The 18,603-nt window shown below is 66.8% G+C and carries 21 protein-coding genes and 1 pseudogene; 10 read left to right on the top strand and 12 right to left on the bottom strand.

The window, feature by feature from the left end; translation table 11 throughout:
• Positions 1-34: 34 nt before the first annotated feature.
• A complete protein-coding gene (acpS, locus tag ACT89H_RS26755) occupies positions 35-472 on the top strand; it encodes a holo-ACP synthase AcpS (protein ID WP_039796489.1) in 438 nt (145 codons plus the stop codon).
• Between the two features lie 36 nt (positions 473-508).
• On the opposite strand, the gene ACT89H_RS26750 is transcribed toward acpS, so the two are convergent.
• Entirely contained in the window at positions 509-1,129 is a 621-nt protein-coding gene (locus ACT89H_RS26750) for a TetR/AcrR family transcriptional regulator (protein ID WP_445111490.1), read from the bottom strand.
• Between the two features lie 296 nt (positions 1,130-1,425).
• Here ACT89H_RS26750 and ACT89H_RS26745 point away from each other — a divergent pair, with 296 nt between their 5' ends.
• Positions 1,426-2,649 carry a DUF7159 family protein gene (locus ACT89H_RS26745; protein WP_445111428.1) on the top strand — a complete coding sequence of 408 codons (1,224 nt, stop codon included), beginning with the start codon at positions 1,426-1,428 and terminating at the stop codon, positions 2,647-2,649.
• A gap of 57 nt (positions 2,650-2,706) precedes the next feature.
• Here ACT89H_RS26745 and bcp read toward each other — a convergent pair whose 3' ends face one another.
• Positions 2,707-3,180 (bottom strand): thioredoxin-dependent thiol peroxidase, encoded by a 474-nt coding sequence (gene bcp, locus ACT89H_RS26740; protein ID WP_445111427.1) that lies wholly within the window; start codon positions 3,178-3,180, stop codon positions 2,707-2,709.
• Positions 3,181-3,346: 166 nt separating this feature from the next.
• On the opposite strand from bcp, the gene ACT89H_RS26735 reads away from it, so the two are divergent.
• Positions 3,347-3,568: a DUF3618 domain-containing protein gene (locus ACT89H_RS26735; RefSeq protein ID WP_445111426.1), complete on the top strand. Its 222-nt coding sequence runs from the start codon at positions 3,347-3,349 to the stop codon at positions 3,566-3,568.
• A 63-nt stretch (positions 3,569-3,631) separates the two neighbouring features.
• Here ACT89H_RS26735 and ACT89H_RS26730 read toward each other — a convergent pair whose 3' ends face one another.
• Both ACT89H_RS26730 and ACT89H_RS26725 read right to left on the bottom strand, forming a co-directional pair.
• Complete coding sequence (locus ACT89H_RS26730) at positions 3,632-3,928, bottom strand: excalibur calcium-binding domain-containing protein (protein WP_445111425.1); 297 nt, start codon at positions 3,926-3,928, stop codon at positions 3,632-3,634.
• Positions 3,929-4,063: 135 nt separating this feature from the next.
• Complete coding sequence (locus tag ACT89H_RS26725; RefSeq protein WP_445111424.1) at positions 4,064-5,041, bottom strand: pirin family protein; 978 nt, start codon at positions 5,039-5,041, stop codon at positions 4,064-4,066.
• A gap of 58 nt (positions 5,042-5,099) precedes the next feature.
• Here ACT89H_RS26725 and ACT89H_RS26720 point away from each other — a divergent pair, with 58 nt between their 5' ends.
• Positions 5,100-5,564, top strand: coding sequence for a MarR family winged helix-turn-helix transcriptional regulator (locus ACT89H_RS26720; protein WP_445111423.1), 465 nt, complete (start codon positions 5,100-5,102; stop codon positions 5,562-5,564).
• 21 nt (positions 5,565-5,585) lie between these two features.
• Here the strand turns inward: ACT89H_RS26720 and ACT89H_RS26715 are convergent, their stop codons facing one another.
• The 4 genes from ACT89H_RS26715 to ACT89H_RS26700 form a co-directional block, all read right to left on the bottom strand.
• Positions 5,586-6,122, bottom strand: coding sequence for a DnaJ family domain-containing protein (locus tag ACT89H_RS26715; RefSeq protein WP_445111422.1), 537 nt, complete (start codon positions 6,120-6,122; stop codon positions 5,586-5,588).
• 92 nt (positions 6,123-6,214) lie between these two features.
• A complete protein-coding gene (locus ACT89H_RS26710) occupies positions 6,215-6,562 on the bottom strand; it encodes a hypothetical protein (RefSeq protein WP_445111421.1) in 348 nt (115 codons plus the stop codon).
• Positions 6,563-6,705: 143 nt separating this feature from the next.
• A complete protein-coding gene (locus ACT89H_RS26705; RefSeq protein ID WP_445111420.1) occupies positions 6,706-7,356 on the bottom strand; it encodes a transglycosylase SLT domain-containing protein in 651 nt (216 codons plus the stop codon).
• A gap of 891 nt (positions 7,357-8,247) precedes the next feature.
• Positions 8,248-9,480: a cytochrome P450 family protein gene (locus ACT89H_RS26700; protein ID WP_445111489.1), complete on the bottom strand. Its 1,233-nt coding sequence runs from the start codon at positions 9,478-9,480 to the stop codon at positions 8,248-8,250.
• A gap of 1,077 nt (positions 9,481-10,557) precedes the next feature.
• Here ACT89H_RS26700 and ACT89H_RS26695 point away from each other — a divergent pair.
• From ACT89H_RS26695 to ACT89H_RS26685, 3 genes are all read left to right on the top strand, one after another.
• Positions 10,558-11,475, top strand: a complete 918-nt coding sequence (locus tag ACT89H_RS26695; protein WP_445111419.1) for an NADP-dependent oxidoreductase — start codon at positions 10,558-10,560, stop codon at positions 11,473-11,475.
• Positions 11,476-11,550: 75 nt separating this feature from the next.
• A complete protein-coding gene (locus ACT89H_RS26690) occupies positions 11,551-12,495 on the top strand; it encodes an NADP-dependent oxidoreductase (protein ID WP_445111418.1) in 945 nt (314 codons plus the stop codon).
• Positions 12,496-12,558: 63 nt separating this feature from the next.
• The gene (locus tag ACT89H_RS26685; protein ID WP_445111417.1) at positions 12,559-12,768 is read left to right on the top strand and encodes a hypothetical protein; all 210 of its coding nucleotides are present in this window, start codon (positions 12,559-12,561) and stop codon (positions 12,766-12,768) included.
• Positions 12,769-13,132: 364 nt separating this feature from the next.
• Here the strand turns inward: ACT89H_RS26685 and ACT89H_RS26680 are convergent, their stop codons facing one another.
• On the bottom strand, positions 13,133-13,408 hold the full coding sequence (locus ACT89H_RS26680; protein ID WP_445111416.1) for a hypothetical protein: 276 nt from the start codon (positions 13,406-13,408) through the stop codon (positions 13,133-13,135).
• Positions 13,409-14,195: 787 nt separating this feature from the next.
• On the opposite strand from ACT89H_RS26680, the gene ACT89H_RS26675 reads away from it, so the two are divergent.
• Positions 14,196-14,912, top strand: a complete 717-nt coding sequence (locus ACT89H_RS26675) for a HalD/BesD family halogenase (RefSeq protein WP_445111415.1) — start codon at positions 14,196-14,198, stop codon at positions 14,910-14,912.
• A 17-nt stretch (positions 14,913-14,929) separates the two neighbouring features.
• Positions 14,930-15,718 carry an alpha/beta hydrolase gene (locus tag ACT89H_RS26670; RefSeq protein WP_445111414.1) on the top strand — a complete coding sequence of 263 codons (789 nt, stop codon included), beginning with the start codon at positions 14,930-14,932 and terminating at the stop codon, positions 15,716-15,718.
• Here ACT89H_RS26670 and ACT89H_RS26665 read toward each other — a convergent pair.
• A complete protein-coding gene (locus ACT89H_RS26665; protein WP_445111493.1) occupies positions 15,661-16,104 on the bottom strand; it encodes a hypothetical protein in 444 nt (147 codons plus the stop codon). The two genes, ACT89H_RS26670 and ACT89H_RS26665, sit on opposite strands and share 58 nt — an antisense overlap.
• Here ACT89H_RS26665 and ACT89H_RS26660 point away from each other — a divergent pair.
• Positions 16,087-16,215 (top strand): annotated as a pseudogene (locus tag ACT89H_RS26660) (acetyl/acyl transferase); the annotation flags it as partial. The gene ACT89H_RS26665 and the pseudogene ACT89H_RS26660 overlap by 18 nt on opposite strands.
• 11 nt (positions 16,216-16,226) lie before the next feature.
• Here the strand turns inward: ACT89H_RS26660 and ACT89H_RS26655 are convergent.
• A complete protein-coding gene (locus ACT89H_RS26655; RefSeq protein ID WP_445111413.1) occupies positions 16,227-17,120 on the bottom strand; it encodes a glycosyltransferase family 25 protein in 894 nt (297 codons plus the stop codon).
• Positions 17,117-18,337, bottom strand: coding sequence for a hypothetical protein (locus tag ACT89H_RS26650; protein ID WP_445111412.1), 1,221 nt, complete (start codon positions 18,335-18,337; stop codon positions 17,117-17,119). Before ACT89H_RS26650 ends, ACT89H_RS26655 begins: the two co-directional genes overlap by 4 nt.
• Positions 18,338-18,603: the final 266 nt, after the last annotated feature.

Raw genomic sequence — 18,603 nt, 5'->3', positions numbered from 1 at the left:
CGGGCTCGCCGAGCAGGTCGTAGGCTGCCCGCCTATGACGATCCTCGGTATCGGCTTGGACTTGGTGACCATCTCCGAGTTCGCCGAACAGCTCGAACGAGCCGGAACGACCATGCTCCGGGAAAGTTTCACCGCGGGGGAGCGGCGCTACTGCCAGAGCAAAGGGACCGACCCGGCGCGCAGCTACGCGGCGCGGTGGGCGGCGAAAGAGGCGGTGCTCAAAGCATGGGCATCGTCGCGGTTCGCCCGCCGCCCGCAGATCGGGGACAACCCCTATCCGCTGATCGAGGTGGTCAACGACGCGTGGGGCAGGCCGAGCATCAAACTGCACGGCCTGGCCGCGGAATTCCTGCCCCGGGTGCGGGTTCACCTCTCGCTGACCCACGACGGCGACACCGCTGCCGCGATGGTGGTGCTGGAGGACCCGGGCGAACTGGCCGACCTCATCGAAGGGCGCGAGAGCGCCGGTTGAGCCACGCGGTGGTCCCGGTTCCGGCCGGGACCACCGTTATCCTTGGCCGCCGGTACGCGATTCCTTTTCCGCGACCAGCAGGTAGGCGACCATCAGCCGCTTGAGTTCGGCGACCGCGTCGGCGCTGCTCTGCTCGTCCTGCACGGAGAAGTTGAGCATCGAATAGACCACGTGCACCAGCACTTCGGCCATCATGGTGCGCCGTGCCCGCGGGGTGCGCGGCGTGAGCGGGCGCAGCATCTGCGACACGACCTCGGCGAACTGCTTCTCGTGGATCGCCCCGGTGGCCCGGGTGGACGGCGTGGACTGCATGGCCAGCCACACTTCGCGCCGGGACGGGTCGGTCATCCAGAGGTTGGCCAGGTGGTCGACGAACTGGTTCATGTGCCGTAACCAGTCCAGCGAGGGAATCTCACCGTGGAAGTCGGCCAGCTCCTGGGAAACGGCAACGAGATCTTGGCGATTGAGCTCGCAGACGATGACGTACTTGTTGGCGAAGAACTGATACAGCGTGCCGATCGGCACCTCCGCCCTGGCCGCCACTTCCTCGCAGGTGAACGACTCGAACCCGACCTCGACCAGCAGTTCCCTGGACGCCTGGAGTAAGGCGTCGAACTTTCGTTTGCTGCGTTCCTGCGTCGGCCGGCGTCGCGGCATGAGCTCCTGTGGATCGTCCTGCAGCTCCAACGCAGGGTCCAGACGGTGCTTCGCCCTGGCCTCCGCGCGTACTTCCACGCATCCAGGCTAACGGTAGGCACAAGTGTGCGATACGCGCATCCGTCGTTCGCGTCCAGCTGACTTGATATCCGCTCCCCATCCGTAACCGATGCGGCATCGAACATATACCGAGCGCGCGTGCATCGCGGCGTGTGTTCCGAGCAGGGGAATCCATGGGGCTCATGACTTTCGGCAAGCCGTGAGCTCGGTCAAGGCACAGAGGGAAGGCGTGATCAGTGGTAGCTGAATCTGTGGTGACTCTCGGCGTTTCGACCGAACGCGGTGCCGTGCACGCGGTAGCGCTCGCCGACGGCAGGAAGCTGGCCGATCGGGTGCTGCTGCGCCGGGTCGAGCGACCGGACGGTGACAGTAAGGCGGACGTGGCCGCGGCGGTCGAGACCGCGCTGGACGCCCTGGCCGCGGGGCTGGGTTCGGAGCGGGAAGTCGGTGGCGTGGCGGTCGCCTACCGGGACGCCGCCGAGCGGCGCGCCATCGTCACGCGGTTGGCGGCAGGCCCATGGCACAGCGCCTCGATGGTCTCGGTGAAATCGGCCCATCTGAGCGTGGCGAGCATGATGACGTGGCTCGACGCCTATGACAACCTGCTGGTGTGCGAGGTGGTGCCCGGCTACCACGCGTTCACCCTGGTCGACCGGGGTCGCCGCCGGGTGCTCGCCGCCGTGGGGCAGGTGGGCCGGGCAACGCCGCGGTCGCTGGGCATGGGTGTCACGGCGGCGTGGGATCAGCTGGACGCGGCCGACGCGCGGCCGGACGCGGTGGCGCTGATCGGCTCGGCGGGCGCCGGATCCGCGGTGCTGACGGCGATCGAGAAATTCGGGGCGCCGGTGATCCCTTGCACCGTAGGCGCTTTCGCCTCCGCTGCGGGCGCGGCGCTGAGCGCGCGGCTGGAGCGGGACTGTTATACGGGGCCGGTGAGCGAGTCGACTCGGGCGCGCGGCGGGGTCGCGGTGTTCGCCGCAGCCGGTGTGCTGGCCAGCGGAATGGTCGTCGGCGGGAGCTACCTGCTGCGCAGTTCCGAGCAGCCGGTGCCGACCGTCGTGGCGGACGCCCGGATCGAGGGCGCCGGTGCGGTGCATCCGGCTCCGCCGAGCCAACCCGTTGACACCGGGACGGACGAGTCGTTCGGCGGGCCGGGCGCCGATGCCGGCACGTACGGGGTCTGGCTTCCCGAGCAGCGTTCGGGGCATGTCCCGCGGCATCGTCCGTTGCCGCTGGTGGATGCCGACGAGACGATCGGACCGGAGGCCGACGTTCCGGCGCCGCTCGTGCCGGGGACCGGGATCCCGGCCGATCGCCCGGTGGGCGCGCCCGACGCCGCGCTGCTGTTCCCCGGTGAGGCTCCACCGCCCGCCGTGTTCACCCCGGAAGCCGCGCACTGGTGGGACGAGCACCTTCGTTTGATGGCGCAGTGGGCGGCCCAGCAGGTATTGCGGGCCTGAACCACCCCGACCTCGGCCCGGCGCCCCTGCGGCGCCGGGCTTTTCGTTGCCCGCGCGCTACACCGACAGGTCGCGGCGCAACTTGGCGACGTGGCCGGTGGCGCGGACGTTGTACTGCGCGACGGCGATTTTGCCCGCTTCGTCCACCAGGAAGGTCGAGCGGATGACGCCGACGACCGTCTTGCCGTACATGGTCTTCTCCCCGTACGCGCCCCACGCGGTGAGCACGGTGCGATCGGGATCCGACAGCAGCGGGAAGGTCAGCCGCTCCGCGTCGCGGAACTTGGCCAGCTTGGCGGGCTTGTCCGGTGAGATGCCCACGACGTCGATGCCCGCGCCGTCCAGGTCGGCCAGATTGTCACGGAAGTCGCAGGCTTGCTTGGTGCAGCCGGGTGTGCTCGCGGCGGGGTAGAAGTACACGATCACCTTACGACCGCGGTAATCCGACAGCGAGACGTTCTTGCCGTCGGCGTCGGGGAGCGTGAAGTCTGGGGCGGTGTCGCCCGGGGAGAGTCGTTGGTTGGTGGTCACCTCCAGCACGGTATCCGAAGGTCCGGACCGGTGATCCTCGCGTGGCCGGATAGCGCGGCGTGGCGGCGGATAGACTCGTCCGCGAGCCCCGGGTGCTCCGCGAACGGCCGAGCGTACGGCGTGATTCGTGCGCCGGGTGCGGCAATCGACAACAGGAGGGTGGAACGTGGCAAGGGATACCGAGCGGATCGAGCGGGAGATCGAGGCCGCCCGCACTCGGCTGGCGAGCACGCTCGACGAACTCGCGGTACGCGCGGACCCGCATCGGATCGCGGACGACACCAAGCAGATCGTGGTCGCGAAGCTGAACGAACCGAAGGTGAAATACAGCCTGATCGGCGCGGCCGCGGTCGTCGTAGGCCTGGTACTGCTCAAGATCTTCCGCTGAGCTGGAGAAACGACGACACCCGGTGTGGCACTGCCCACCGGGTGTCGTCGTTTCGCGGTCGGTTCAGACCGTCGGGCAGGCGAAGCCGTCGCCGTCGGGATCCAGGTGCGGGCCGTAGCCCGGTTCGCCGCGGAACAGCGGCGCGTGTCCGGCATTGCGGGCGTCGTCGCAGGTGGCGTAGGCGCCACCGGCCGAACCGGTCTGCGAGAGACCGGCCGAGCCGGTCGCGGCGGAGCCGGTGTCGACGGCCGAGGAGCCGGTTCCGGCGGATCCGGACGGAGGGGCGGCTAGGGCGGCGGGAGCCGCGAGAAAGGTCAATCCCGCGACGGCCGCGCTGACGGAGAGCCGGCGAACGTTCATGTATTCCTCTATGTGGTTGCTGCGGTGGATGGGCGCCCGACCGGACGCCGCATCCACTGTTGTGACGGGCCGCTCGCTTGTCAACCTCGCGGGGACGGAACTAGGGGATTAGGGGATCACACCCGGCGCCGTCGTTCAGGCGGTGGTCCCGGCGCCGCGGATGTGTTCCGCGGGGATGTTTCCCATGCGTCCGGCCTGGTAGTCCGCCATCGCCTGGATGATCTCCGCGCGGGTGTTCATCACGAACGGCCCGTACTGCACCATCGGTTCCCGGATCGGCTGTCCGCCGAGCAGCAGGACTTCGAGCGCTCCGGTCCGATTGTCCTGGCGCGCATCGGCTGTCACGCTGATCGAGTCTCCGCGACCGAAGACCGCGAGCTGCCCCTCGGCCGTCGGCCTGCGCTCCGCGCCCACCGTGCCGCTGCCGGAGAGCACGTACGCCATCGCCGTAAACTCTTGCGGCCATGGCGTTTCCAGGATGCCGCCGGGCGTGATCGACGCGTGGGCGTAGGCGATCGGGGTGTAGGTCGAACCGGGGCCGGTGAATCCGCCGACCTCCCCCGCGATGAGCCGGACCAGCGCGCCGCCGTCGTGCGAACTCACCAGGGTCAGTTCGCGAGCGCGCAGGTCCTGGTAGCGCGGAGTGGCGAATTTCAGCGCACGCGGCAGGTTCACCCACAGTTGGATGCCGTGGAACCAGCCGCCCGAGGCGACCATCTCCTCCGGCGGGACCTCGTCGTGCAGGATGCCGGAGCCCGCGGTCATCCATTGGGTGTCGCCTTCGCCGATGATGCCGCCGCCGCCCTGCGAGTCGTGGTGCACCATGGTGCCGTCGAGCATGTAGGTGACCGTCTCGAAGCCGCGGTGCGGATGCCAGGGCGCGCCCTTCGCCTCGTGCGGTTCATAGGCGACCGGGCCCATCTGGTCGAGCAGGATGAAGGGATCCGCTGTGCGCAGATCCATGCTGGGGAACGGCCTGCGCACCTCGAAGCCCGCGCCTTCGCGCTGCTTGTGCGCGGTGACCACGCTCCGGACCGGCCGTTCGCGCAGGCTCGCGTCGGGGCGGGGGAGGCGTGGCAGGACCATGATGTCGGGAACGGTAACGGCGGGCATCAGGACCTCCTCAGGAGTTGGTGTCCATGTCAACCAACCGTGACTACACTTCATTCCCATGGTCCGGTGGTTGAGTGACGACGAGCAGGCGACGTGGCAGGCCTACGTGCGGCTGCGCCAGCGTGTGGACGGGGCGATCACCGCCGGGCTGGCCGGCGACGGCCTGTCGCTGCCCGACTACGAGGTGATGGTGACGTTGTCGGCGGCCCCCAACGGGTGTCTGCGCGCCAAGGAGCTGGCCGCCGAGGTGTGCTGGGAGAAGAGCCGGTTGTCCAAGCACCTGGCCAGGATGGACGCTCGCGGGCTGGTCGAGCGGCGGCCTGCCGAGGAAGATGCCCGCGGCATCATCGTGCAACTCACGCCGGAAGGGCGCGTCGCGCTGGAGCGGGCGGCGCCCAACCATGTCGATCTGGTCCGCCGCGTCTTCGTGGAGCTGATGACGCCGGGTGAGGCGCGAGCGCTGCGCGCGCTGGCGGACAAGGTGGTCGCCGCGGTGGAGCAGGCGACCGAACTCGGCGCGTGACCGCCGGGTGCGGTCCCGACGCTATCCCGCTTCGGTGTCGTGCCGCCGCCATCGACGCCACCACCGGCGGCGTGGACGCGGCGCGATTCCGCCGTCCGGTGTTCGGGCGGGCACAGCGGAATCGCGGACGGGCTGCGCATGCGTCGGTCGCGCGGCCGAGCGCGCGTGCCCCCATTGCTCGACGATCTCGTCCGCGTTCACCGGAGCGATCGGGACGAACGGTCCTTGCGGCATTCGCAGCCAGTCCACGATGCGTTTGTTGAGTTCGCTTACCGCGGTCCGCACCTCCCGTTCGCTGGTCGCGTCGCGCACGGTCTCGGGCAGGTGCTCGATATCGCGTCGCAGCAACAGCGACGGGGGCAACAGCGCGTCCCCGCTGACCCCTTCCCGACGCAGGTATGCGCGCAGCCACCAGTCCTCGTCGGGCGTCGTGCCCACTCCGGGAATCGGCTTGCCGGTGCCGGGCAGGTTGTCCAATTCGCCGCGCTCGGCCGCCTCGCGGATCTGTTTGTCGACCCACGATTCGAAGGTATGCTTCGGCGGCTTGCGCTCAGTCATCGCGACGGCCGGGTCGGCGGGTGCATGACTCCCACTCTACGGAATTCGGTATTAGACGTGGAAAGCCTTGACCTTCAACGATTTTCGTGAATTCACGCCCACGGCGTGATCGGCGGCTTCACCCAGAGCAGTTTCTCGTCGGTGTGCTCTCGCCGAGCCGCGGGATGCCGCGGATGACGGGCGGCCCAGTCGTCCTTTTCGCTCAGTAGCCGTGCCACCGCGGTCCAGGTCTCGTCGGTGCTCGGCGGATTCGTTTCGGCGGCCCTGGCCAGTTTGCGCCGTACCGGCGCGGGCATCGCGAGCACCTCGGAGCCGGTGATGCCACGGTGCCAGAGATAACTCGCCAGCCGTCGCGCCTTCTCGGCGCGGCTTTTGGCCGCCGCGTCGTTGTGTGTGTAGTCGGTCACGGCACTGTCCAGGGTCGCGGGTGTGTCGACCATTATGGGCGCAGTCTGAAGTCGTCCGGTCGACCGCCCGCGTATGGCCGGAGCCGGAGTATGCCCGGCCGACGGCGCGCGGGCCGTCCGGAAAGCGCCGCAGCCTCCCCATCGGCGGATGGGGAGGCTGCGCTTCAGGGGGTGGCTCAGTACGCGCTGTTGACGTTGTCCATCGAGCCGTAGCGATGCGCCGCGTAGTTGCAGGCGGCGACGATGTTGGCGACCGGGTCCCAGATGTCGAACGGCGTGCCCGCGACGTGGTAGGCGGCGAAGGTGGGGTCGATCACCTGGAGCAGGCCCTTGGACGGGATGCCCATGGCGGCGTTGGAGTCCCACAGGTTGATGGCCTGGGGGTTACCGGTCGACTCCCGCATGATGTTGCGGTAGATGCCGTTGTAGGTGCCGGGGATGCCGTTGGCCGACATGATGTCGAGCGCCTCACGGATCCAGCCGTCCAGGTTGTCCGGGTAGACCGGCGGGGCCGGGGCGGGCATCGGGGCCGGGACCGGCTCCGGCGCGGGGGCGGGCGCAGGAGCAGGAGCGGGAACGGGGGCGGGCGCGGGAGCCGGGGCGGGCATCGGCGCGGGGATCGCCTCGGCGGCCGGTGCGGCGACCGGTGCGGCGGCGGCCTCGGGCTGCTGCTCGGCCACCATGGCGATGCGAGACGGGACGCTGTTGTCGGCAACGGACGCCGCGGAGCAGGCGGCCACGGCGACGACACCGGCGGCAGCGACGGCGACGGTGACGGTCTCGCGAAGCGAAGGGCGGCGAAGGGCGGAAAGGCGTCTGTCAGGCATTGCGAATCGGTTCCTTGATCGGGGACTTACTCGATCCGGCCGCGGGTGGGCAGCACGGATCCTGCGGCGTACGCTCGTGGGCGTTCGCCGAAACGGCCATGTGCTGTTGTGTGGTTTTGTTGTGGGGGACGCTGATGTCCCCGGAACGCGACGCTTCGTGCGTACGGCACCGGATCGCCCTCGGTGGGCTCGGCCGCGTGTCGCGCGGGACTCCGCATCCTCGATGCGGAGAGACGGGCGGAAGTCTGGGATCGCGGGTCCGTTGCCGGATTCCGCTCCGCCGATCACTGGCGGGCAGTGCCTGCCGTGTGATCGTTACCGAATCGGTGTCTAGAACACCTCGGCGGACCAAACTTCAGGTCGCTTTGTGACCTGATTGCAGAATGGTCACGCATAGTTAACAGAAGGTGAACGGATCATCAACGGCAAGCGCTGGCGATCTTGGAAAACCCGAGATGCGGTTGCCGAATCGTTATCTAAGCTGGGAGTTTGCCGTTAAACCTCTTGTGCGGTACGTCACAAACTTTTTTCGGGCGTACAACTGGATTTCCGGGCATTCTCGGACATACCGTTGTCCGAATTGAGACTTCTGATGCAGCTGGGAAAAAGCTCAGGTCACGGTGAGGTCACGGAGGTCGGGCCAGGCCGAGCCGCTACCGATCAACTCCCGGCGCGGCTCGGCCCGCTCTCGTGCTGACAGCGGAGCCCGGATAGCAGCGACTGGGCTACCGTGACGCACACCAGCTCGGAGTCGGTCAGCACCGGCTGCCTCCCGTCCATCGCGGTTCTTCCACTTCGTCGCCGATTTTCACCCAAGTGGGGTGAGTACGGTCTCGCTGTCGTTCGGCACACAACGATCCGAACTCGGTCGAGATCCAGCGGCCATCGGATTCAGTACAGGTTCAATGGCGCCGATGGGGGGAAAGTAACCGGCAGAGCCGCCAGAGCCCGCTGGAAAGGGCCGGGCCGCCAGGCCGGTGCCGCCGCCGAATCGGCCAATCGAATCTCGGGCAGCGCGTCGAGAAGTTGATCGATGGCGTCCTGAGCGATCAAATAGGCGAGGGATTGCGCGGGGCAGGTGTGCTGGCCGACGCCCCACGCGAGGTGCGAGCGATTACCTGTCTGACCGTGCGTCCCGATCGTAGGGTCGTTGTTGCAGGCGGCCATGCTGATGACGACCGGCTGATGTGCGGGCAGCCAGACGTCGTCGAGGAGGACAGGCTGCCGCGGGTAGGTGGTCAGGAGGTTGGCCACCGGGGGGTCGCTGAACAAGAGCTCGTCCAGAGCGTCGCGCGTGGATAGATTCCCGCCCAGGACACTGTCGCCGAATCGGTCGTCGCTGAGGATCAGCAGCAAGGTGTTGACGATCAGGTTCAGTTGGAATTCGATTCCGGCGCCGTAGTGGCTCGACACTTGATGCACCATCTCGTGGTCATCGAGTGCGGCCGGATGCTGCAGGAGCAGTGATGTGATGCCGTTGTCGGGTTCTTTTCGTCGGAGGGTCACCAGTTCCAGCATCGCCTCGCCGAGCATGGCGTTGCCCTTCTCGGCGTCGACGCCCTCGATAATCGCCGCCACGCCGGCCGCAACTCGCTGTCCGATCTGCGCTGGACAACCGAGGAGTGCATTGATGACCGCGAACGTCAGAGGGAATACGTATTGCTTGATCAGATCAGCCGCACCATCTTGGCAGAAGGAGTTGATCAGCGGGAGGGCGATCTCCTCCACGGTGGCGTGCAGCGCGTAGAGATCTACCTTGCTCAGGCTCGCGCTGACGGGCTCGCGATAGCGCAGGAAATCGACTCCGGTGTTTCTGCTCGCGATCGGACGCCACTGCAGGATCGGCAGGACAGGGCAGTCGGCGGGGATGTCCCGCTGCCACATGCGTGGATCGGCGGGAAAGCGCTCGGGGTCGTTGAGGATCCGCACCGCGGTGTTGTACCCGATCACCAACGTGGCGGGTATGCCCGGTGCCAGCTCCACCGGTGCCAGAGACCGGTGCTTGCTGCGCATTTCGCGGTAGAAGCGGTGCGGATCCGCGGCGAATTCCGGCGAGTACATCGGCACCCGCTGGTCGTTGGAATCGACGGGCGACCCGTGGACGACGGGGCGCGTGGCGGGCATTCGGGACTGTGGCGTACTCAAGAGGTGGACTCCGTGTTCGTGTGCAGTGCTTCGATATACGGCTGGTTCCATGCAGAGCGCTGCTGGACACTACGCCAGGCGGTACGAAGTTGCACCATTACCACGTGTATGGTTTTCGTCAACGTATAGGAGCTGGGTTGTCCTCTCCGACAGGGGAATACGCTCTCGGTGAGCCGTCATGAGCACGGGACCGGCGTCGGTATCAGATCAGCGCCGGTCGGCGCGGCGATTGTTGCGAGTAGTACTCGGCAGGAGTCGGGTAGTCCAGCCGGGAATGTAGGCGGACGTGGTTGTGCCAGTCGCCATTCCATGAGCGCGTACTCGGCATCGGCGAGCGTGCGGAACGGGCCGTGATCGAGGCGCAACGGGGCCGGTGGCGGGCCGGGGTCGGCGCTGCGGAGTGCGGGCGGGTACAGGGGGCGCTCCCGAGTATGGGCGGCAGCCAAAACGCACTCGGACCACACCCGAATCACCAGCGCTCGTACACGGCACCTGGTAGTCGTGCTGCGGCTGGTGCGGGACCGGCTGTGTGATGATGGGTGCCGGATGATTGCCGGTTCGAGCCGGGTGCGGTTCGGGTGTATTCCGGACGACACCCTGTGCGCCGAGCACGGTCGGGAGTGCCGGTCGCGGCGCTCAGGCGGTCTGGCCCCATTCGACGACGAATTGCCGCGGGCGTGATCCACCTCGTCATCCAGCCGCCCAGCGCTATCGTGCACGACATCGAGCCCACTGATTCGGTTTCGTTTCGGTCGCCCGTCAATCCGGGCGTCCCAGCAAACTTCCCGCGTACGCTGAGCGCTGGCTCGATGACGAAGGCGTGGCTGTCAGGCGGTAACCAACCCGACTCGCAAAGGAGAGGGCGTGGTCGGGCCGCGGCGGCTCCCGATGTCCGGCACCACCCACCCCACCGACCGCTCCATCGGGCGCATCATCACCGCCCGCGCCGACGCGGCAGGAGTCGGCCCCATGCGCGGGCACTCCTCACACGCGGGAGTGGCCACCCAAATGCGGTACATGCGACGCAGGCAAAGACCGGATACAGGGAGGTGCCGGATGAAGGCGATAGTGGTGACGGATCAGGCCGCGGAAACGGCCGGGATGACGCTGGTCGAGCGTCCCGAGCCGGAGGCTGCGGTGAACGATGTGCTCGTTGAAGTTCATGCCTCGGGTTTCACTCCTGGAGAGTTGACGTGGCCCTCGACCTGGACCGATCGTCTCGGCCGGGACCGGACGCCGTCGATTCCTGGGCACGAGCTGGCTGGTGTGGTCAGCGCCCTCGGCTATGGAACGACGGGGCTGTCGGTGGGACAGCGGGTGTTCGGCCTCACCGACTGGACTCGTGACGGCACACTGGCGGAGTACACGGCCGTCGAGGCGCGTAACCTCGCGCCGCTGCCGGGGGACGTCGACTTCGCGGTGGGCGCGAGCCTGCCGATCTCGGGTCTGACCGCCTGGCAGGGACTGTTCGAGCACGGTCGCCTTCAGACGGGGCAGACTGTGCTTGTGCACGGTGCGGCCGGCGGCGTCGGATCGATGGCTACCCAGCTCGCGTGTGAGGCCGGCGCTTACGTCATCGGTACCGGACGCGCCGCCGGCCGTCGGACAGCACTCGACTTCGGCGCGAAGGAGTTCGTCGACCTCGACAACGACTCACTGGAAGACGTCGGCGGAGTCGATCTGGTGTTCGACGTGATCGGCGGTGACATCGGGAAGCGGTCGGCAAGGCTGATTCGGGCCGGAGGAACGCTGGTGACGATCGCCGGCCCGCCCGAGGCGCGTCCCGCGGACGGCCTGGCGGTCGACTTCGTTGTCGTGTCCGATCGCGCGCAACTGAGTGAGGTTGTCCAGCGGGTGCGGGACGGACGTCTGCGGACGGTCATCGGCAACGTCGCGACCCTCGATGATGCGGTTGCGGCGTTCAATCCGACCGAGCGGATCAAGGGGAAGACGATCATCCGGGTTCGTCCGTAAGGACGCGGAGACAACGGAGACCCCCGTTACGTCATAACGGGGTAGGCGAGGACCGATGCTGAGAGGGGTAGTCAGATGAAAGCGATCGTCGTGACGGACCCGGCTGCGGGAACAGCGGGGATGACGCTGGCGGAGCGGCCCGAGCCGGACGCGGCGAGGCTCGCCGGTCTCGAGGGCGCCAACTACGGCGATGTCGTCGTTGAAGTTCATGCGTCGGGATTCACGGGGAACGAGCTGGAGTGGCCCTCGACCTGGATCGATCGCCTCGGCCGTGACCGAACGCCGTCGATCCCCGGACACGAGGTGGCCGGGGTAGTCACCGCGCTCAGCTATGGAGCAACGGGGCTGTCGGTGGGACAGCGGGTATTCGGCCTTACGGACTGGACTCGCGACGGCACACTGGCGGAGTATGTCGTCGTCGAGGCGCGCAACCTTGCGCCACTGCCGGGCGACGTCGACTTCACGGTGGGCGCGAGCGTCGCGATGACGGGCCTGACCGCGTGGCAGGGGCTGTTCGAGCACGGCCACCTCCGGGCGGGGTGCAGCGTCCTCGTGCACGGCGCGGCCGGCGCAGTCGGTTCGATGGCGACCCAGTTCGCACGTGAGGCCGGCGGCTACGTCATCGGTACCGGACGCGCCGCCCACCGTCAGACGGCACTCGACTTCGGCGCGCACGAGTTCGTCGACCTCCAGAACGACTCACTGGAGGACGTCGGCGGAGTCGATCTGGTGTTCGATGTCTTCGGCGGTGACATCGGAAGGCGGTCCGCGGGTCTGGTTCGAGCCGGAGGAACACTCGTGACTGTCGCCGGTCCGCCCGAGGCACGGCCGGCCGACGGCCTGGCGGTCGACTTCGTTGTCGTGTCCGATCGCGCGCAACTGGGTGAGATCGCCCGCCGGGTACGGGACGGGCGTCTGCGGACGCACATCGGCCAAATCGCGACCCTCGACGATGCTGTCGCCGCCTTCAACCCGACCGAGCGGATCAAAGGGAAAACGATCATCCGCGTTCGTCGGTGAGGAAGATCAGCAGTCACCCGAGATCGCGCCTGATCGTGGAGCGAGTCGATTTACTGACCGGTCGTGCACGAATGGGTATTCGTCACCGGCACGCTGTCCGGCGACCCCGTCCATATCGGTGACATGGTGGCCGTCGAAGACGCTGACCAGCCAACCGTCACCACCATCGAATCCATCGAAATCCACAGCCCACCAGGCAAGACGACGATCGCGCTGGACGTGGCTCTTCGGCCGCTGATCACCACGGGCACCGTGATCAGCCGTCAGGCATGAAATGGTGCGAACCGTTGCCGCTTGCGCGTCGGAGCCTGGCGGCTGCGGAAGCCTTTGACCTCGATGACGATGCAGCGTTGCTGCGTCCAGATCACCGCGTCGAGCTGACGGTGCGTTCCCTGTGGGCGACATCGACATCGAGCAGCGCCACCCCCGGCTGCGCGCGGGACTCCACTGGATCCGCTCGGCGAACCGCTGCTCCGCCGGAGAAAACTCCACATCCTCATTGACCAGCAACAGCACAACGACCTCCCCCTGACCACCCACCTGCCCTACCAGCGTACCGGCCCGATCCGGGGCGGGGCGGTGAACAAGTTGTATTGCGCGGCAAACACTTCCGTGAACAGCCCCGCGCGTCTCGCGGTCAGCAGTTGAACGGGAAGCACGACTTCGGTGGGGCAGTCGGCTGCGCGGGCGCGAGGGTCGAGGTCACCACGGTGGTGTCGGCCGGCCTGTCGGGAGATCCCATGTGGGTGAGGGTCAGCACGACGAGCACGAGTGCCGGGATGCCGAAGAGCGCCGCGAGGCCCCACCAGATCGGGGTGGGCGATGCACTGCGGTAGCCGTGGACGTAGGGGGACCGGTAGCGCCCCGGCCGCTGCGGTGCGCGTCGATCGGTGAAGCGGACCGACCCCCTCACGTAACTTCCGCCTACCCGTCCCCTGCGCGAATGTGCCCGCACGGCTTCATACCCCATGACCGCCAGTATGGCGCGAAGGCCCGACACGATCGGCGCCTTCGTCAACTGAGCACCCTCAGTCCAGTCGAGCGCGAGGGTCATACTGACGGAGGTTGCCGCGTGGCATCGGCAAGCAGAAGCCGCTCACGCGCTCTCCGCATCGCCCTCGGCCGTCTCCGCGCTCTCTTCCCCAGTAGCCGATCGCCCACCGATCAGTTGCTGCAGCACACCGGCCACCCATGACCCCGTGTAGCGGAGCACACCTTTGCCCGGAGAGTCTGGTAATCACAGACAGTCCCCGGGTCGATCGACCGATGGACGCCAGCGGGGGACGAGCCAGGTCGCTTGGGTGCGGGAGTGCGTTCGGGATCGACCCAACGGGGAGGTTTCAGCTGCGGAATGGCGTCTCGGCTGGCCTTGCGGACGGCCGCAGGGTGTTCACCCAAGCGATCCCTACCGGGGACAGCTTCGCTGACCGATACCGGATTGAGGGGGCCACCACGTCGCAGCTCCCGGCGGGGATCCCGACACCGACAGAGTGGTTCACGCTGGCGGTCGACGGATGGCGAGTCCTCGTGTTCGACGACCTCACCGGTCGGCATCCCCGTTTCGAGCAGCAGGCAGAATTGGCGGCGGTGCTTGCGGTAGGCGGGGGACCTCTCACGGATTCTGATCCCGAGCCCACTACCGCAGGTACCGACCGTGGCGGTGGAAGTGACCGTGGCGCGTTCGGCTATGGCTGGTGGGTATGACCATGGAGCATGAAGTCGGGCATGTGCAGCGGATGGCTGCCGCGCAGGACAACCTCGAGCGGTACGGTGCCGCGTTGGTGTCGTGGCTTGTACCCGCGTCGGTTCGGTGCGCGGTTGCGGCGGAGGCTATCCGTCTGGCGGAGCGGTGTGGTGTCCGTCGGGACCTGGCCTTCGCCGAGACAGGTTTCACCCCTCGCCGGATGTGGAACGTGAGACGGGCCCAGATCGCGGCGAATGGGGTTGCCATCCGGGAGGCTTATGAGTCACCCGAGCTCACCGCAGTTGTGGCTGCTGTGGCGGGCCAGTCTGTGTACTCATGCCCTTATGAGCCGGAACAGTTCGTGGTCACCCAGCTGGCTCGTCCGGGCGACACGCATGGATGGCATTGGGACGATTACAGTTTCGCGCTGGTGTGGGTGGCGGAATGCCCGAACCCCCTCGATGGCGGATTCGTCGAGTGTGTTCCCGGCACGGTGTGGGATAAGCGTCGGCCGGGTATCGAGCAGGTACTTCGTGATCGCGCGGTGCACCGGCTGGAGGCAGGTCCGGGTCAGGTGTATCTCATGCGGGCGAGTACGACGTTGCATCGGGTGCACCCGATTCGGCGGGGCCGCAGGACGATCGTGAACATGGCGTTCGCGTCGGAGGACGAATTGTGCAGGCCGGTGTCGCACGAGACGATGGACGCACTGTGGTCCGGGCCTGGGCATTGAGCGGAGGAAAAGTGCCGGTGGAGAACATCACGTTGGAGTCGGTGGACGGTGTCCGGCTCGACGCCGCAGTCCATACGGTATCCGGTCCGGCCCGGGGGGCCGTGCTGCTGGTGCACGGAATCACTGTGGACATGGACGAGGGCGGTGGGATGTTCGTCCGCTTGGCCGAGCGACTGACCGCGGTGGGATTCGACGTTGTGCGGTTCTCCTTCCGGGGGCATGGAAACAGCGGCGGAACGCAACGCGGAGTGACCGTTGCCGGAGAGTGCCTGGACCTGGAGGCAGCGGTGCGGTTTCTCGGGGATCGGTTCCCGGGCAGGTTTTCGATCGTTGCGGCCAGTTTCGGAGCCGTGTCCACGGTGCTGTCGCTGCCGTGGCTGGCTGACAGGCTCGATCGGCTGGTGCTGTGGAATCCGGTTCTCGACCTGCGGCATACGTTCCTGGAGCCGGAGTTGGCCTGGGGGGAAGAAAACTTCGGTGCGTCGCAGCGCAGGCTCTTGCATGACACCGGAGTCCTGGTCATCGATGGGGAATTCGAACTCGGTCGCGTGTTGTTCTGCGAGTTCGCCCACTACGACCCTCTGGCGGGGTTCCTCGACAGCACCGTGCCGTCGCTGATCGTGCACGGAGACCGTGACACCGCGGTCTCCTACGAGATTTCCGCTCGGGTTGCGATGTCGCGGCTGAACACGACGCTGCGTACCATCGCGGGCTCGGATCACGGCTTCGATTCGCGGGAGCGCGAAGATCAGGCGATCTCAGAGACGGTTGACTGGCTGGTCGGCCAGGTTGCGCTCGCCTCGTGACTCCCAGGGACCTGTACGGGCCGATTCGGCTCGGTGATGACGTCACAATCGGCGAGCACTGCGTTCTCGGATACCCGAAAGAAGTGCGTATCCGAGAAGCCCGAAGTGAGCGGCGTTCGGCGGGCGCTCCTGTCGTGCTCGGAGACCGGGTTCTGCTGTTCAACCAAGTTGTCGTCCACGAAGGCACTCTGCTCGGTGCCGATTGCGTGGTAGAAGACCGGGCACGGATCGGATATGGGTGTGTGATCGGCAACCGGACCCGGGTCGTCCACGGCGCCTACATCTGTGATCGCGTCACGATCGGCGCGGACGCGTGCGTCGCTGGGTTCGTTTGCGATGCGACGGTGATCGGTGACCGGGCGACCGTGATGGGCGAGCTGGTCCACGAGTACACGAGTCCGCATCTGGGCTGGTGGGGAGTGGATGAAGAACCGCCCGTGGTCGAGGCGGATTCGGTGGTCGGGTTCGGTGCACGAGTGGTCGGCGGCGTCCGGATCGGGCCTCGCAGCTACGTCGCGGCCGGGGCGGTCGTGACCAAGAACGTGCCGAGTGAGCACGTAGTCACCGGCGTCAATGTCCACACGCCGATCGGCGAGTGGCCCGGTAAACGTCTGTCGGCGCTGATCGAACACTGGACGGCACCGCGCCCGATGCGGTGATCGACGCCGCGCATCACCACTGAACGAAGTCGGAATCCTCGGTGTCGCTTCCGGCGTCGCCCTTCGGGCGTTGTGTGACCAGCGGGGAACGCAAGCGCGGTGAGTCGCGGTGCGAACCGTGCCCGCAGGTCGGGTCGTGGGTGTGGTGTGTAGAGGGCGGGCAGGAACTCGTCGACCGGCACGATGGCGTCGGTGAGTTCGGTGGATAGTGCGGCACGCAGGCCACTGCGAGTGAGCAGATAGGCGTAGCTGCAGTGGCTGTAGCCGGGGTGGACGATCCCGGGAACCGGCGTGGGGGTGTCCGGCCGGAGCGGGTCGCGCCCGAGGTACAGCATGTCGAATGCGATATCGACTTCGGTGATCAGGTTCAGGGTCTGGAGAAGGCGTGGTGCGAATTCCGGTGTGAGTGTCGCGTCGTCTTCGAGGATCAGGATGTACGGGGCTGTGCTGTGCTCCTCGGCGTGGTTCCAGCATGCGAGATGAGCGAGAGTGCAGCCTATTTCGCCGTATTTGAGCGGTCGATTCCACCACGGGTTGTCGGAGTCGGTCTGCCAGTCGAACAGCTTGATTCCGAGCGCTTGGAGGTCGCTGGTGGCCAGTTGTCGGCCGTCGATGACCACGTCGAGGTCCGAGGTGTAGGTGACCGACATGGCAGCAGGTACACGTGCGTTGATCCACGCTCGGCGGTCTTTCCGGCGTGGCAGGTTCACGATGTAGGTGGTGATGTCGTCCAGATCGGTCATGTCGTATGCCCGGGGGAGCAGCGGTGATGGCAGGTGAAGCGTTTGGTGTTGTCGATCACGACTCCCCAGTTCGCGCCGTGGGAGCGGGACATGAGCAACAGGGGCTCCACGACGGTGAGGTCGGCGACGTCGGTGATGCCACCGACGCGGCGGGCTTCGGTGACCACGACGAAGTCATCCTGCCCGACGTGGTCGGAGAGGTATTCGACATTGGTGGGTCCTCGTCGTGGATCGAGTAGTGCGCGGGCCGCCCCGAGGACCCCGAGGGCGAGGCAGCCGCCCAGCAGGAATGCGGTAGTTCCCTGCACGGTGAGCCGGGTGAGCACTGCGAGGTCTTCGATCAGCTCGCCACCGGGTGTCCACCGTGGAGCCATCGAGAGATTGTCCAGGTCCGGTACGACGAGAGGATCGTCCTCACCGAGCGGATTCGCGTCGAAGTGGAAGGGCAGCTGTGGGAGAAACTCTCGGTACTTGGCGTTCCACGGTGGGCCGCCGATCACGACGAGAACCTCGGCCTGGGTGTCGAAGTATTCCGAGGGCGCGAAGTCGCGCACAACGGTTGTCGGAGCAAGTTGTGCCAGTTGGGTACGGACGAAGATCAATGTGTCCAGATCGGCGAATTTGGCGTAGCGGAGATAGTTCCGATCCCGTGGTGACGCATAGTCGGGACGTTCGCTGGGCGGGATTTCGGAACAGACGATGTCGACGCCACCACCGGGACGTAAGCCCCAGAATCGGCGCACAGCATCGGCGGAGTCGCGTTCACCGGCCCGGCCGTGGTGGCTCGGGCCGCGGTGGGTCGAGTGCGTCTGTGCGTCGTCGGTAGGCGATGGGAGTGTGACCAGGAGATAGGCCAGTGTGTCGAGTGCTTGGTCGGAACGGCGGCGCACGGTCTTGACCGCGCATTTGAGCTGCTGGGCAAGGGATTCTTGCCTGTCGGTGAGCGTTGGGTAACCGTGGTCAGGTCGAACGTTGAAATCCACTTCGGCGTAGACCCGCTCGCTCGCGGTGAGCTGACCGATTGCCTGCCGCAGGATTGCGGCGAGATGTTCGATGTGTTCGGCCGAGCCCGGCTCGATGTCGGAGTCGCGGCAAAGATATGCCTGCACGGGTTCGTCGATGATGGTGAGCAGTGCTGTGGGCCGCGCCAATCCGAGTCCGCGGCGCACTCGTCTCAAGCTGTCCTTCACCTGGTCGATAGAGGGCGGCGCCAGCATCTGTCCACCTTATGTCCAGCGAAGGCGAATGCGACATCGGGTTTCCCGAGCGGCCGTACTACCTGTGTCCAGAAAATGTCCACTCCAGTCGAGGGTGTCCAGAAACTGGGGATGCAGCAGGGATAGCACATACAGCGCAATCGACAGACACTCGAATCGTGGCTGATCGAAATCTATTCGGAAGCAACAGGGTTCGGGCACCCCAGCCACCGTCCAGGAGACCGACGGAAGGGAAAGGTCATGTCAGAGCAAACCACCACGGCCGA

This window comes from Nocardia aegles, assembly GCF_052545135.1.
The sequence above is the reverse complement of the archived record's forward strand: the minus strand, read 5'-3'. Positions and strand labels throughout refer to the sequence as shown.